Origin of the sequence: Mycolicibacterium pulveris (assembly GCF_010725725.1) — a bacterium.
GTDB lineage: Bacteria > Actinomycetota > Actinomycetes > Mycobacteriales > Mycobacteriaceae > Mycobacterium > Mycobacterium pulveris.
The window spans coordinates 934,645-948,543 of sequence record NZ_AP022599.1; the positions used below are offsets into that span (position 1 = coordinate 934,645).

Genomic DNA, 13,899 nt, shown 5'->3' on the forward strand with positions numbered 1-13,899 from the left:
TCACAGCAGTCACAGCGCGCCTCCGGGCTATCTCGTCGCCGAGCGCTTAATCTGCGCTCACGATGGCGACTTTCCGAACCGCGTCCCAGCGCGCTGTCGGCCTGGCAGCTGCCCTTTTTGTGATGGTGGGCCCCGCCGTGGCAAGCGCGCAGCCACCGTCGGCGCCGGAGGCTACCGCCTGTCCGTACCGCGAGACGACGCCGCCGGCCGTCGACGCCTCCGAGGTCCCCAAACCAGGCCAGGCCCCGCCCGCACCGCTTCCGGTGCCCGCCACCCCGCTGGGCGGTGAGGCGCTGTCGGGGTGCGGGGTGATCACCGCACCCGGCACGCCGCCGCTGCCCAACGACGTCTCCGCCGAGGCGTGGATCGTGGCCGACCTGGACACCGGCGACGTCATCGCGGCCAGGGACCCCCACGGCAGACACCGGCCCGCCAGCGTCATCAAGGTGCTCACCGCGATGGCTGCCATCAAGGAACTGCCGCTGCACCGGGTGGTGGCCGGCACCCCGGAGGACGCGGCGCAGGAGGGCACCAAGGTCGGCGTCGGGCCCGACGGTCACTATTCGATCAACGACCTGCTGCACGGGCTGATGATGTACTCCGGCAACGACGCCGCCCACGCGCTGGCCACCCAGCTCGGTGGGATGGACGCCGCGCTGCACAAGCTCAACGACCTGGCCCGCAAGCTCGGCGGTCACGACACCCGCGTCGCCACACCGTCGGGCCTGGACGGTCCGGGCATGAGCACGTCGGCCTACGACATCGCGCTGTTCTACCGCTATGCCTGGCAGAACCCGGTGTTCGCCGACATCGTGGCCACCCGCAGCTTCGACTTCCCCGGCCGCGGCGACGTCGGCTATCCGATCGAGAACGACAACAAGCTGCTCAACAACTATCCGGGCGCGTTGGGCGGCAAGACCGGATACACCGACGACGCGGGCCAGACGTTCGTCGGCGCCGCCGAGCGGGACGGCCGCCGCCTGATCGCAGTGCTGCTGCGCGGCACCCGGCAACCGATCGCGCCGTGGGAGCAGGCCGCGCACCTGTTGGACTACGGCTTCGCGACCCCGCCCGGAACGAAGGTGGGCACGCTGATCGAACCGGATCCCTCGCTACAGGGGCGCAAACCGGCCGCCGACGGCACCGCCGCCGGGGTCAACGCCGCGCCGATGTTCTCCGACGTCGACGCCATGCCGGTGCGCGTCGGGGTGGCGGTCGTCGGCGCGGTCATCGTGTTCAGCCTGATCATGGGGGCCCGGTCGCTGAATCGCCGCCCGCAGCACTAACCTCGCACTGGTCGGCATCCGACACCGGACGAGGGGCGCCGTACCCGGCCAGCGACAAGACGGCGTCACGGAGGTGTTTCATGGCCTGGCTCATTCTCATCGTCTCCGGCGCCTTCGAAGCGGTGTGGGCCGTCGCGCTAAGTAAGTCGGAGGGGTTCAGCCGACCGATGCCCGTAGCGGTGTTCGTTGTGGCACTGATCATTTCGATGGGCGGTCTGGGCATCGCGCTGCGTGATCTACCGGTCGGCACCGGCTACGCGGTGTGGGTGGGCGTCGGCGCCGCGCTGACGGTCGTCTACTCGCTGGCCTCCGGGGCCGAGAGCGCATCACTTCTCAAGGTGGTTCTGCTGCTGGGCATCGTGGGCTGTGTCGTCGGCCTGCAGCTGGTCAGCAGCTAGCGTCGCACCCACCGCGAAAGACTAAGCGCGCCAACGGCTCCCACGAGCGCCGCGGTCAACGCGCCGACGAACCCGACGCCTTCGCGGACCTGCACCCGCGGCGCGATGAAGGCCCGCCCCGGCGGCTCGACGGGCACGGGTCGCATGTTCTCGGCCGCCGTCGCGGCCCACGCCGTCGCGAAAAGGATCAGCCGCGCGGTGATGTAGGCGAACACCATCAGGCCCAGCACCGGACCGAACGTCGCGCCCGCCGGGCCGGTGACCACCGATCGCAGGTAGAGCGCGGCCACCAGCTTGAACACCTCGAACGCGACGGCCGCCAGCAGCCCGGCCCGCATCGCGCTGCGAAAGCTCACCGACTCCCTGGGCAGCCGCGCGATGATCCACGTGAACAGCAGCCAGCTGATCAGCAGCGAGGTCAGCATGGAGACCACCCGCAACGCCAGGCCGACACCCGGAACTTCCTCCAGCCCAACCCATTCGAGCACTTGCCTCATCGGTCCGGCGCTGCCCAGCGCGGTCAGCGCAACGGTGACGGCGATCGCGAGGAACAGCCCGAGGATCGCCAGCAGGTCCGAGGCCTTGGTGCGCAGAAACCCCTTGGACTCCTGCCGGGCGAGGCCCCACATCTGGCTGAGCGCCTCACGCAGGTTCGCCATCCAGCCCAGCCCCGCCCAGGCCGCGGTGACCAGGCCGATGATGCCGACCGACGTGCGCGACGCGATCGCCGAGTCCATCAGGTCGACCAGCTGGTTGCCGACGTCGCCCGACACCGCCGCACGGATCCGGTCCTCGATCTGGGCCAACAGGTCGGGCTGGCGCACCAGGATGAAGCCGCCGACGGCGAATCCCACCATCAGCAACGGGAACAGCGCGAAGACGGTGAAGTAGGTGATGCCCGCCGCGTAGAAGTCGCCCTTGCTGTCCTTGTAGCGATCCTGGGCCCGCATCACGTGATCGAACCACCGATAACGGGCGCGCATCCGGTCGATGATGCCCGGCTTCTCCGGCTCGGTCTCCGTGTCTGGCGCGGCCATCGGTGTCTCCCGGTCAAGAACGTGGCGGCAGAAAGCCCAGTCGGTCGTATACCCGCTTGAGCGTCTTCGCAGACACTTCCCGGGCGCGCTGTGCGCCGGCCGCCAACACCGATTCCAGTTCGGTCGGGTCGGCGAGGAGTTCGTCGACGCGGGCCTTGAGCGGGGTGACGTACTCGACGACGGCCTCGGCGGTGTCGGACTTCAGATCGCCGTATCCGCGGCCCGCGTAGGACTCCACGAGCTTGTCGACGTCGGTGCCGGTGATCGCCGACTGGATGGTCAACAGGTTGGAAACGCCCGGTTTGGTCTCGGGGTCGTAGCGCACCTCACGCTCGCTGTCGGTGACCGCCGAGCGGATCTTCTTGGCCGACACCTTCGGGTCGTCGAGCAGGTTGATCAACCCCGCCTCGGTGGCCGTGGACTTGCTCATCTTGGCGGTCGGGTCGGCCAGGTCGTAGATCTTGGCGGTGGCCTTCTGGATCATCACGTCGGGGATGACGAACGTGTCGGGAAACCGCGCGTTGAACCGTTGCGCGACATCGCGTGCCAGCTCCAGATGCTGGCGCTGGTCCTCGCCGACCGGCACCAGGTCGGTGTCGTAGAGCAGCACGTCGGCGGCCATCAGCACCGGGTACGTGAACAGCCCCACGGTGGTGGCCTCGCTGCCCTGCTTCTGCGACTTGTCCTTGAACTGCGTCATCCGCGACGCCTGCCCGAAGCCGGTGAAACACCCCAGCGCCCAGGCGAGTTCGGCGTGCGCGGGAACATGGCTCTGCACGAAGATCGTGGCGCGTGCCGGGTCGATGCCCAACGCCAGGTACTGCGCGGCGACGGCCAGCGTGCGCCTGCGCAACTGCTCGGGTTCCTGCGGCACGGTGATCGCGTGCAGGTCGACCACACAGAAGAACGCGTCGAATTCCTCCTGCAGCCCCACCCACTGCTTGACGGCGCCGAGGGCGTTGCCGAGATGCAGGGAGTCCGATGTGGGTTGCACACCGGAGAAGACGGTCTTCTTCTGCGCAGCGGCGCGGTCGATGCTCATGGTGGCCCGATCATTTCACACCGGCCGAGTGTCGGGTTGAGACACGTTCCGCGGCGCGAGGCGTGCGACAACCTGACACTCGGCGGTGTCTAACCGCGATATTCGACGGTGACCGGCGCGTGGTCGGACCACCGCATCGCGTACGCCGCGGCGCGCTCCACCCGCGCCGACACCGTCCGCGCGGCCAACGTCCGAGTCGCCAAGTGGTAGTCGATGCGCCAGCCGGCGTCGTTGTCGAAGGCCCGCCCGCGCCATGACCACCACGAGTACGGTCCGGCCACCCCCGGATGCAGGGCCCGGACCACGTCGACCAAGCCGGAGTCCAGCAGCTCGGTGAGCCATTGGCACTCGCTGGGCAGAAAGCCCGACTCCTTGAGGTTGCCCTTCCAGTTCTTGATGTCGTTTTCGGTGTGCGCGATGTTCCAGTCGCCGCACACCACCGCGTCGCGGTCGGCGAGTTCGGCCATCCGCTTGGCCAGCGCCGTCATGAAGCGCTCCTTCTCCAGCTGGCGGTCGGTTTCGGCTTCGCCGGTCTGCACGTAGACGCTCGCCACGGTGGCCCCGGCGACGTCGACCTCGAGGTATCGGCCGTGCGTCGCGAACTCGTCGGACTCCAGCGGCCGCGCCGCGGTGATCGGCCGGCGCGACAGCACGGCAACGCCGCTGCGGCCCTTGATATGTGGTTCGGCCGAGGCCAGCTGCCAGCCGTCGGACAGCGCGGGCGCCAGCGCCGCGGCCAGCTGGTCGTCGTCGGCCCGGGTCTCCTGCAGGCACACCACGTCGGCGGCGGTGTCGGCAAGCCAGGCCAGCAGGCCCAGGTTGTCCGGCGAACGCTGCTTGACCGCGGCGCGGATTCCGTTGACGTTGACGGTGCTGACGATCACGCAGCAGACCATAGCCTCGAAGCTTGCGGTACCGGCGGTATCGCCTTTAGTGTCGGCACGATGACCCTGCGCGCCCCGATCCACCTCGGCTCCGGCGAACCGATGCTTTTGCTGCACCCGTTCATGATGTCGCAGAGCGTGTGGAAAGACGTCGCACCGCTGATTGCTGGAGTCGATGTCGCCGACCCGACCGCTCCGGCCACGGGCCGCTACGAGGTCTACGCGCCCACCATGCCTGGTCACAACGGCGGGGTGAAGGGCCGCTTCTTCCTGGACACCGTGGAGCTCGCCGACGACATGGAACGCCGCATGGACGAGCTGGGTTGGGACACCGCTCACATCGTCGGCAACTCGCTGGGCGGCTGGGTCGCGTTCGAGCTGGAGCGTCGTGGCCGGGCGCGCACGCTGACCGGGATCGCGCCCGCGGGTGGCTGGAGCCGCTTCACCCCCGCCAAGTTCGAGATCGTGTTCAAGTTCGTCGCCGGCCTGCCGGTCTGGCTGATCGCGAAGGCGCTGGGACCGCGCGCCCTGCGCCTGCCGTTCGCCCGGCAGCTGGCGTACGTGCCGGTCAGCGCAGGCCCCGAGGGGCTGTCCGACGAGGACCTGTTGGTCATCATCGACGACGTCACCCACTGCCCGGCCTACTACCAGCTGCTGCTCAAGTCGCTGTTGCTGCCGGGGCTGCGAGAACTGACCGAGAGCGCCGCGCCCGTCCACCTGGTGATCTGCGAGAAGGACCGGGTGCTGCCGCATCCCCGGTTCACGCGGCACTTCACCGAGCACCTGCCCGAGCACACCGAGATCACCCACCTCGACGGCGTCGGGCACATCCCGATGTTCGAGGCCCCCGAGCGCGTCGCCGAAACGATCGTCGAGTTCGTCGACCGCAACGCCGCGCCGCCGCCGCGCAAGGCTGTGATGTAGCCGGGCTAACGTAGCTCCTTCTCAAAGTTCTCGGCGATCGACTCGAAGAACACCTCGGTGGTCTGCCACTGCTGCTCCGGGCCGATCAGCAATGCCAGGTCCTTGGTCATCTGACCGCCCTCGACCGTGCCGATCACCACCTCTTCGAGCGTTTCGGCGAACTCGATCACCGCGGGGGTGTCATCCAGTTTGCCGCGGTGCGCCAGGCCCCTGGTCCACGCGAAGATCGAGGCGATCGGGTTGGTCGACGTCGGCTTGCCCTGCTGGTACTGCCGGTAGTGCCGGGTGACGGTGCCGTGCGCGGCCTCGGCCTCCACGGTCCTGCCGTCCGGGGTCATCAGCACCGACGTCATCAGCCCCAGCGAGCCGAAACCCTGTGCGACCGTGTCGGACTGCACATCGCCGTCGTAGTTCTTGCAGGCCCACACGTAGCCGCCCTCCCACTTGAGGCTGGCGGCCACCATGTCATCGATCAGCCGGTGCTCGTATGTCAGCCCTTCGGCGTCGAACTTGTCTTTGTACTCCTCGTCGAAGATGCGCTGGAACTCGTCCTTGAACATCCCGTCGTAGCCCTTGAGGATGGTGTTCTTCGTCGACAGGTACACCGGATACTTCTGCTGCAGCGCAAAATTGAACGTCGAACGCGCGAAGTCCTGGATGGACCTGCGGAAGTTGTACATGCCCATGATGACGCCGCCGCCCTCGGGGATGGACACCACGTCGTGAACCATCGGCTCGCTGCCGTCGTCGGGGGTGAACGTGACGGTGAACGTGCCGGGCCGGTCGACCTTGGTGTTGAAGGCGCGGTACTGGTCGCCGAATGCGTGGCGGCCGATGATGATCGGCTTGGTCCAGCCCGGCACCAGCCGCGGCACGTTCTTGATCACGATCGGGGCCCGGAAGATGGTGCCGCCCAGAATGTTCCGGATGGTCCCGTTGGGCGACTGCCACATCTTCTTCAGCCCGAACTCCTTGACCCTGGCCTCGTCGGGCGTGATCGTGGCGCATTTGACCCCGACCCCGTGGCGCTTGATCGCCTCGGCCGCCTCGATGGTGACCTGGTCGTCGGTGGCGTCACGGTTCTCGATGCCGAGGTCGTAGTAGTCCAGGTTGATGTCGAGGTAGGGGTAGATGAACGTGTCCTTGATGAGCTTCCAGATGACGCGGGTCATCTCGTCGCCATCGAGTTCGACTACCGTGCCTTCGACTTTGACCTTGGCCATGCGGCCACATTACAAGCCGGCCCCGCCGGGCAAGGCCCAGCTAGGGCTACTGAGCAGTAACGGACTCCAGCGTGGCGTTCAGCGTCTTGCTCGGCCGCATCACCGCGGTGGTCTTCTCCGGATCGGGGTAGTAGTAACCGCCGATGTCGACCGAATTGCCTTGCACCTCGGTGAGTTCGGTGACGATGGTGTCCTCGTTCTTGGCCAGCTCCTCGGCCAACGACGCGAAATGTTCGGCGAGTTCCTTGTTCTCGGTCTGCGCGGCCAGCTCCAGGGCCCAGTACATCGCGAGGTAGAACTGGCTGCCGCGGTTGTCGAGCTCCCCGGTCTTGCGCGACGGGCTCTTGTTGTTGTCCAGCAGCTTGCCGATCGCGGAGTCCAGCGTCTTGCCCAGTAGCGCCGCCGCCTTGTTGTCGGTCTTGCGGCCCAGGTCCTCGAAACACGCTCCGAGCGCGAGGAATTCCCCGAGCGAATCCCAGCGCAGGTGGTTCTCCTCCACCAGCTGCTTGACGTGCTTGGGCGCCGAACCGCCCGCGCCGGTCTCATACATTCCGCCGCCGGCCATCAGCGGCACGATCGAGAGCATCTTGGCGCTGGTGCCCAGCTCCAGGATCGGGAACAGGTCGGTCAGATAGTCGCGCAGGATGTTGCCGGTCACCGCGATGGTGTCCTGGCCGCGGATGAGCCGTTCCAGGGTGTACCGCATCGCCCACACCTGCGGCATGATCTGGATGTGTAGGCCCTCGGTGTCGTGATCCTGCAGGTAGGCCTTGACCTTCTTGCGCAGCTCCACCTCGTGCGGGCGTTCGGTGTCCAGCCAGAACAACGCGGTCATGCCGGAGGCCCTGGCCCGGGTGACGGTCAGCTTCACCCAGTCCCGGATCGCGGCGTCCTTGACGATCGGCATGCGCCATATGTCGCCGGTCTCCACGTTCTGGGTCATCAGCACCTCGCCGGTGTCGATGTCGACGATGTCGGCCACGCCGTCCTCGGGGACTTCGAACGTCTTGTCGTGGCTGCCGTACTCCTCGGCCTGCTGCGCCATCAACCCGACATTGGGCACGGTGCCCATGGTCGTCGGATCGAACTGCCCGTGGGTCTTACAGAAGTTGATCATCTCCTGATAGATCCGCGAGAACGTCGACTCGGGGTTGACCGCCTTGGTGTCCTTGAGCTTCCCGTCGGCGCCGTACATCTTGCCGCCGGCGCGGATCATCGCGGGCATCGAGGCGTCCACGATGACGTCGCTGGGCGAGTGGAAGTTGGTGATCCCGCGCGCCGAGTCGACCATCGCCAGCTCCGGGCGGGTCTCGTGACAGCGGTGCAGATCATCGATGATCTCGTCACGCAGTGAGGCAGGCAGGGATTCGATCTTGTCGTAGAGGTCCGAGAGCCCGTTGTTGACGTTGACGCCGAGCTCGTCGAACAGCTCCTGGTGCTTGGCGAACGCGTCCTTATAGAAGATCTTGACCGCGTGGCCGAACACGATCGGGTGGCTGACCTTCATCATGGTGGCCTTGACGTGCAGCGAGAACATCACGCCGGTCTTGTAGGCGTCCTGCATCTGCTGTTCGTAGAAGTCGCACAGCGCCTTTCGGCTCATGAACATGCTGTCGATGATGTCGCCCTCGTCGAGCTTCACTTCGGGCTTGAGCACGATCGTTTCGCCGCCCTTGGTGTTCAGCACCATCTTGACCTTGCGCGGCCGGTCCAGCGTCATCGACTTCTCACCGGCGTAGAAGTCGCCACCCCGCATCGTGGCCACGTGGGTGCGCGACGCCTGCGACCACTCCGCCATGCTGTGCGGGTTCTTGCGCGCGTACTCCTTGACCGCCTTCGGCGCGCGCCGGTCCGAGTTGCCCTCCCGCAGAACGGGGTTCACGGCACTGCCCAGCACCTTGGCGTAGCGCTCCTTGATCGCCTTTTCCTCGTCGGTCTTCGGGTCCCCGGGGTAGTCCGGAACCGCGTAGCCCTTGCCCTGCAGCTCCTTGATCGCGGCCACCAGCTGCGGCACCGATGCGCTGATGTTGGGCAGTTTGATGATGTTGGTGTCCGGCAGCTGCGTGAGCCGGCCCAGCTCGCCGAGGTTGTCGGGCACCCGCTGCTCTTCGGTCAGGTAGTCGCCGAACTCCGCCAGGATGCGGGCCGCCACCGAGATGTCGCTGGTCTTGATCTCGATACCGGCGGGCTCGGCGAAGGTGCGGATGATCGGCAGGAACGCGTAGGTCGCGAGCAGCGGCGCCTCGTCGGTCAGCGTGTAGATGATGGTTGGCTGCGCAGCACTCATGTTCTCTCTTCCGGGCGTCACGATCAGGATCGGGGGGAACCTCGCCTACCAGTATTCCGTGGTCCCCGACGCTACGCGTGGCCACCTCCGCCGGGCGCCCACCTGTTGGCACTTCTTTGCTTCGATGGGATAAGCTTCGTCACAGGTCATGAGCGCCAGCGACAAGCCCCGGCTTGCTGGCCGGCAACCCTCCAACCGCGGTGGGGTGCCCCGGGTGATGACCAGGTTGAGTACCCACTGACAAGTGGTACCGGCAAGCGCGGGTCCGTTGTGACGGGCCCCCAGAGAGACAGGTGGAGGTCCGGCGTGCGCATGTGTCGCTGAAATCCGCCCCCGGCCACATCACAACAGGAGAAACCATGAGCACCGACAACCAGGCTGACGATCCCACCGCGCACTGGGCGTTTGAGACCAAACAGGTCCACGCCGGCCAGACGCCCGATCCGGCGACGAACGCGCGGGCCCTGCCGATCTATCAGACCACCAGCTTCACGTTCGACAGCACCGAGCATGCCGCCGCGCTGTTCGGGTTGGCCGAGCCCGGCAACATCTACACCCGGATCATGAACCCGACCCAGGACGCCGTCGAGCAGCGCATCGCCGCCCTGGAAGGCGGGGTGGCCGCGCTGTTTCTGGCGTCCGGCCAGGCGGCGTCGCACTTCGCGATCCTCAACATCGCCCACACCGGCGACCACATCGTGTCCAGCCCGCGCCTGTACGGCGGCACCTACAACCTGTTCCACTACACGTTCCCCAAGATCGGCATCGAGGTCGGCTTCGTGGAGGACCCCGACGACCTGGAGTCCTGGCGCGCCGCGGCCCGGCCGAACACCAAGGCGTTCTTCGCCGAGACGATCTCCAACCCGCAGATAGACGTGCTCGACATCCCTAACGTCGCGGCCGTCGCGCACGACGTCGGGGTTCCGCTGATCGTCGACAACACCATCGCGACGCCGTACCTGCTGCAGCCCATCAGCCACGGCGCCGACATCGTCGTGCACTCGGCCACCAAGTACCTCGGCGGCCATGGCACCACGATCGCGGGTGTCATCGTCGACGGCGGCACCTTCGACTGGACCAACGGCAACTTCCCCGGGTTCACCACCCCCGATCCCAGCTACCACGGTGTGGTGTACGCCGAACTCGGCCCGCCGGCGTTCGCGCTGAAGGCCCGGGTGCAGCTGCTGCGTGATCTGGGCTCGGCCGCCTCCCCGTTCAACGCGTTCCTGATCGCCCAGGGGTTGGAGACGCTGAGCCTGCGCGTCGAGCGTCATGTCGAGAACGCCCAGCGCGTCGCCGAGTACCTGGCCGGGCACGACGCGGTCCTCTCGGTGAACTACGCCGGGCTGCCCAGCTCGCCGTGGCATGCACTGGCAAACAAGCTGCTGCCCAAGGGAACCGGGGCGGTGCTGGCCTTCGAGCTGGCCGGCGGCGTTGACGCCGGGAAGGCGTTCGTCAACGCGCTGACGCTGCACAGCCACGTCGCCAACATCGGCGACGTGCGGTCGCTGGTGATCCATCCGGCGTCGACGACCCACGCGCAGCTCTCCCCTGAGGAGCAGCTGGCCACCGGCGTCACCCCGGGACTGGTGCGTCTGGCCGTCGGGATCGAGGGCATCGACGACATCCTGGCCGACCTCGAGCGCGGCTTCGCCGCGGCCAAGCCGTTCTCGACCGCGGGGCCCACGGACCCCAAGACCACGGCGGCGTTCTGATGACCCTCACTGATTTCGAGGCCGATGTGCCAGCTTTGACTCTTCCCGCCGAAGGCGAGATCGGCATTGTCGACGTCGGGCCGCTGACGCTCGAGAGCGGCGCCGTCATCGACGACGTGCAGATCGCCGTGCAACGTTGGGGCGAGTTGTCGCCCGAGCGCGACAACGTGGTGATGGTGCTGCACGCGCTGACCGGAGATTCCCACATCACCGGCCCCGCCGGACCCGGCCACCCGACGCCGGGCTGGTGGGACGGCATCGCCGGGCCCGGCGCCGCGATCGACACCGACCGGTGGTGCGCGGTGGCCACCAACGTGCTGGGCGGTTGCCGCGGCTCGACGGGTCCCAGCTCGCTGCACCGCGACGGAAAGCCGTGGGGCTCAAGGTTTCCCCATGTGACGGTGCGCGACCAGGTCGAGGCCGACATCGCCGCGCTCAAGGCGTTGGGCATCACCGAGGTCGCCGCGGTGGTCGGCGGCTCGCTGGGTGGTGCCCGCGCGCTGGAGTGGATGGTCGGGCATCCCGACAAGGTCCGCTCGGCGCTGCTGCTCGCGGTCGGCGCCCGCGCCACCGCCGATCAGATCGGCACGCAGAGCACGCAGATCGCCGCGATCAAGGCCGACCCGAACTGGCACGGCGGCGACTACTACGACACCGGCACGTCACCCGACGTCGGCATGAGCATCGCCCGGCGCATCGCGCACCTGACGTATCGGGGTGAGGTGGAGCTGGACAACCGCTTCGGCAACGATCCGCAGGGCACCGAGAATCCCCGCGCAGGCGGCCGTTACGCGGTGCAAAGCTACCTCGAGCATCAGGGCGCCAAGCTGGTCGCGCGTTTCGACGCGGGCACCTACGTGGCGCTCACCGAATCGCTGTCCAGCCACGACGTCGGCCGCGGCCGCGGTGGCGTCGAGGCCGCGCTGCGCGGCTGTCCGGTGCCTGCGCTGGTCGGCGGGATCACCTCGGACCGGCTGTATCCGCTGCGGTTGCAGGAGGAACTGGCCGAGCTGCTGCCCAACTGCGGCGGGCTGCAGGTTGTCGACTCGATCTACGGCCACGACGGCTTTCTGGTCGAGATGGAGGCGGTCGGCAAGCTGATCCGCCAGACGCTGGAGTTGGCCTCGAAATGACGGCGCGGTGACCCGCTCGGATCAGCGGCGCTCGCTGTCGTTCGGCGCGGAGGCCGCGGCGTACGAGCGCGGCAGACCGTCGTATCCGCCGGAGGCCATCGACTGGTTGCTGCCGTCGGACGCGCGCGACGTGCTGGATCTGGGTGCAGGCACGGGCAAGCTGACCACGCGGCTGGTGGAACGCGGCCTGGATGTGGTTGCCGTCGACCCCATCCCGGAAATGCTTGAGCTGCTGAGTAATTCGCTGCCGGACACGCCGGCGCTGCTCGGCACCGCGGAGGAGATCCCGTTGCCTGACGACAGCGTCGACGCCGTGCTGGTAGCGCAGGCCTGGCACTGGTTCGACCCGGATCGCGCGGTCAAGGAGGTGGCCAGGGTGCTGCGTCCCGGAGGCAGGCTCGGGCTGGTGTGGAACACCCGCGACGAACGGATGGGCTGGGTCAAGGAACTCGGCCGCATCATCGGCCACGAGGACGACCCGTTCACCAACCGGGTGACGCTGCCCGAGCCGTTCACCAATGTGGCGCGCCATCAGGTGGAATGGACGAACTATCTGACGCCGCAGGCCCTCATCGATCTGGTCGCCTCGCGCAGCTACTGCATCACCTCGCCGGAGAAGGTGCGCGTCAAGACGCTCGACCAGGTGCGCGAGCTGCTGGCCACCCATCCCGCGCTGGCCAACGCGACGGGCTTGGCGCTGCCCTATGTCACCGTCTGCATCCGCGCCGAACTCACCTGATCTGTACCCCCTTACGCCCAAACTGAAGTTGTGCGCACAAACACCGAGAGGCGGCGTGCACAAGCTCAGTTTCGGCGCAGGACTAACTGGTGCCCAACGGGTCGATGGTCCAGGCGATGTAAAGCATCGCTGCGCTGACCGTCGCGGTGGTGACGAAGTCGATCGGCTTGCTGCGCACCGCCAACAGCCCCGCCCGCTCGTCGGGCAGAACCAACCGCAGCACCGCGGCGGCGCCGACGCCGATCGCGATGACCAACGCGCCGCGCCGCCAGTACCCCGCGACCACGAGCCCGAACGCCGCGACGAAAACCAGGCCGACCAACCAGATGGGCCACTGCCCGGCGAACACCTTGCGGGCGAACTCCTTTGCGGTCACGTCGCGGCGAGGGCTTCCGCGCGTTCCACGACGTTTGTCAACAGGAACGCCCGGGTGAGCGGTCCGACCCCGCCGGGATTGGGCGAGACGTGCCCGGCGACCTCCCACACGCCGGGGTGCACGTCACCGACGAGCTTGCCGTTCTCGTCGCGGCTGACACCAACGTCGACGACGGCTGCGCCGGCACGCACCATCTCGGCCGTCACCATGTGCGGCACCCCGGCGGCGGCGACGATGATGTCGGCCTGCCGGGTCAACGCGGGAAGATCACGGGTTCCGGTGTGGCACAACGTGACCGTCGCGTTCTCCGAGCGACGGGTCAGCAGCAGCCCCAGCGGCCTGCCCACCGTGACGCCGCGCCCGATCACCACCACGTGCGCGCCCGCGATCGGCACCTCGTAGCGGCGCAGCAGATGCACGATGCCGCGCGGGGTGCACGGCAGCGGCGCGGGTTCGTTGAGCACCAGCCGGCCCAGGTTCGTCGGGTGCAGACCGTCGGCGTCCTTGCCCGGGTCCACCCGCTCCAGCGCGGCGTTCTCGTTCAGCCCCCGCGGCAGCGGCAGCTGCACGATGTAGCCGGTGCACTGCGGGTTGGCGTTGAGTTCGTCGATGGTCGCGTCGAGCTCGGCCTGGCTGATGTCGGCAGGCAGGTCGCGACGGATCGATGTGATGCCGACCTTCGCGCAGTCGGCGTGCTTGCCGCGGACATAGGCGTGCGACCCGGGGTCGTCGCCGACGAGCACCGTGCCGAGGCCGGGTGTGCGCCCGGCCGCGGTCAGGGCCGCAACCCGTTCGGAGAGGTCGACGAAGATCTCGTCGCGCGTGGCCTTACCGTCTAGCGTGATCGCACCCACG

At 67.7% G+C, this 13,899-nt stretch carries 13 protein-coding genes and 2 riboswitches; of the genes, 6 read left to right on the forward strand and 7 right to left on the reverse strand.

The window, feature by feature from the left end; all coding sequences use genetic code 11:
• The first annotated feature begins 62 nt into the window (after positions 1-62).
• Positions 63-1,286: a D-alanyl-D-alanine carboxypeptidase family protein gene (locus G6N28_RS04820; RefSeq protein ID WP_163897517.1), complete on the forward strand. Its 1,224-nt coding sequence runs from the start codon at positions 63-65 to the stop codon at positions 1,284-1,286.
• A 5-nt stretch (positions 1,287-1,291) separates the two neighbouring features.
• Positions 1,292-1,355, forward strand: a riboswitch (guanidine-III (ykkC-III) riboswitch).
• Between the two features lie 11 nt (positions 1,356-1,366).
• Positions 1,367-1,684 carry a DMT family transporter gene (locus G6N28_RS04825; RefSeq protein ID WP_128108753.1) on the forward strand — a complete coding sequence of 106 codons (318 nt, stop codon included), beginning with the start codon at positions 1,367-1,369 and terminating at the stop codon, positions 1,682-1,684.
• Here G6N28_RS04825 and yhjD read toward each other — a convergent pair.
• From yhjD to G6N28_RS04840, 3 genes are all read right to left on the reverse strand, one after another.
• Positions 1,681-2,721, reverse strand: a complete 1,041-nt coding sequence (yhjD, locus tag G6N28_RS04830; RefSeq protein ID WP_163897520.1) for an inner membrane protein YhjD — start codon at positions 2,719-2,721, stop codon at positions 1,681-1,683. The two genes, G6N28_RS04825 and yhjD, sit on opposite strands and share 4 nt — an antisense overlap.
• Positions 2,722-2,734: 13 nt before the next feature.
• Positions 2,735-3,763 carry a tryptophan--tRNA ligase gene (gene trpS / locus G6N28_RS04835; RefSeq protein ID WP_163897523.1) on the reverse strand — a complete coding sequence of 343 codons (1,029 nt, stop codon included), beginning with the start codon at positions 3,761-3,763 and terminating at the stop codon, positions 2,735-2,737.
• A gap of 89 nt (positions 3,764-3,852) precedes the next feature.
• Positions 3,853-4,647 (reverse strand): exodeoxyribonuclease III, encoded by a 795-nt coding sequence (locus G6N28_RS04840; protein WP_163897526.1) that lies wholly within the window; start codon positions 4,645-4,647, stop codon positions 3,853-3,855.
• Positions 4,648-4,707: 60 nt separating this feature from the next.
• Here G6N28_RS04840 and G6N28_RS04845 point away from each other — a divergent pair, with 60 nt between their 5' ends.
• The gene (locus G6N28_RS04845; RefSeq protein ID WP_163897529.1) at positions 4,708-5,571 is read left to right on the forward strand and encodes an epoxide hydrolase EphH; all 864 of its coding nucleotides are present in this window, start codon (positions 4,708-4,710) and stop codon (positions 5,569-5,571) included.
• Between the two features lie 5 nt (positions 5,572-5,576).
• Here the strand turns inward: G6N28_RS04845 and G6N28_RS04850 are convergent, their stop codons facing one another.
• Both G6N28_RS04850 and G6N28_RS04855 read right to left on the reverse strand, forming a co-directional pair.
• On the reverse strand, positions 5,577-6,794 hold the full coding sequence (locus G6N28_RS04850) for an NADP-dependent isocitrate dehydrogenase (RefSeq protein WP_163897532.1): 1,218 nt from the start codon (positions 6,792-6,794) through the stop codon (positions 5,577-5,579).
• A gap of 46 nt (positions 6,795-6,840) precedes the next feature.
• Positions 6,841-9,081, reverse strand: coding sequence for an NADP-dependent isocitrate dehydrogenase (locus tag G6N28_RS04855; protein WP_163897535.1), 2,241 nt, complete (start codon positions 9,079-9,081; stop codon positions 6,841-6,843).
• 144 nt (positions 9,082-9,225) lie between these two features.
• Positions 9,226-9,347: riboswitch (SAM riboswitch) on the forward strand.
• Positions 9,348-9,440: 93 nt separating this feature from the next.
• Between G6N28_RS04855 and G6N28_RS04860 the strand changes: the two genes are divergently transcribed.
• From G6N28_RS04860 to G6N28_RS04870, 3 genes are read left to right on the forward strand one after another with little or no spacing between them, the layout of a single operon-like run.
• Positions 9,441-10,796 carry a bifunctional o-acetylhomoserine/o-acetylserine sulfhydrylase gene (locus G6N28_RS04860; RefSeq protein ID WP_163897538.1) on the forward strand — a complete coding sequence of 452 codons (1,356 nt, stop codon included), beginning with the start codon at positions 9,441-9,443 and terminating at the stop codon, positions 10,794-10,796.
• Complete coding sequence (gene metX / locus G6N28_RS04865) at positions 10,796-11,929, forward strand: homoserine O-acetyltransferase MetX (protein ID WP_163897541.1); 1,134 nt, start codon at positions 10,796-10,798, stop codon at positions 11,927-11,929. Before G6N28_RS04860 ends, metX begins: the two co-directional genes overlap by 1 nt.
• A 7-nt stretch (positions 11,930-11,936) precedes the next feature.
• Positions 11,937-12,668: a class I SAM-dependent methyltransferase gene (locus G6N28_RS04870; protein WP_163897545.1), complete on the forward strand. Its 732-nt coding sequence runs from the start codon at positions 11,937-11,939 to the stop codon at positions 12,666-12,668.
• 82 nt (positions 12,669-12,750) lie between these two features.
• Here G6N28_RS04870 and G6N28_RS04875 read toward each other — a convergent pair whose 3' ends face one another.
• Both G6N28_RS04875 and G6N28_RS04880 read right to left on the reverse strand, forming a co-directional pair.
• Positions 12,751-13,044: a DUF3017 domain-containing protein gene (locus G6N28_RS04875; RefSeq protein ID WP_163897548.1), complete on the reverse strand. Its 294-nt coding sequence runs from the start codon at positions 13,042-13,044 to the stop codon at positions 12,751-12,753.
• Positions 13,041-13,898: a bifunctional methylenetetrahydrofolate dehydrogenase/methenyltetrahydrofolate cyclohydrolase gene (locus tag G6N28_RS04880; RefSeq protein WP_179962168.1), complete on the reverse strand. Its 858-nt coding sequence runs from the start codon at positions 13,896-13,898 to the stop codon at positions 13,041-13,043. Before G6N28_RS04880 ends, G6N28_RS04875 begins: the two co-directional genes overlap by 4 nt.
• Position 13,899: the final 1 nt, after the last annotated feature.

Coding starts and splice junctions, on each gene's coding strand:
- G6N28_RS04820 (WP_163897517.1), top strand. CDS start 63: ATGGCGACTTTCCGAACCGCGTCCCAGCGCGCTGTCGGCCTGGCAGCT.
- G6N28_RS04825 (WP_128108753.1), top strand. CDS start 1,367: ATGGCCTGGCTCATTCTCATCGTCTCCGGCGCCTTCGAAGCGGTGTGG.
- yhjD (WP_163897520.1), bottom strand. CDS start 2,721: ATGGCCGCGCCAGACACGGAGACCGAGCCGGAGAAGCCGGGCATCATC.
- trpS (WP_163897523.1), bottom strand. CDS start 3,763: ATGAGCATCGACCGCGCCGCTGCGCAGAAGAAGACCGTCTTCTCCGGT.
- G6N28_RS04845 (WP_163897529.1), top strand. CDS start 4,708: ATGACCCTGCGCGCCCCGATCCACCTCGGCTCCGGCGAACCGATGCTT.
- G6N28_RS04850 (WP_163897532.1), bottom strand. CDS start 6,794: ATGGCCAAGGTCAAAGTCGAAGGCACGGTAGTCGAACTCGATGGCGAC.
- G6N28_RS04855 (WP_163897535.1), bottom strand. CDS start 9,081: ATGAGTGCTGCGCAGCCAACCATCATCTACACGCTGACCGACGAGGCG.
- G6N28_RS04860 (WP_163897538.1), top strand. CDS start 9,441: ATGAGCACCGACAACCAGGCTGACGATCCCACCGCGCACTGGGCGTTT.
- metX (WP_163897541.1), top strand. CDS start 10,796: ATGACCCTCACTGATTTCGAGGCCGATGTGCCAGCTTTGACTCTTCCC.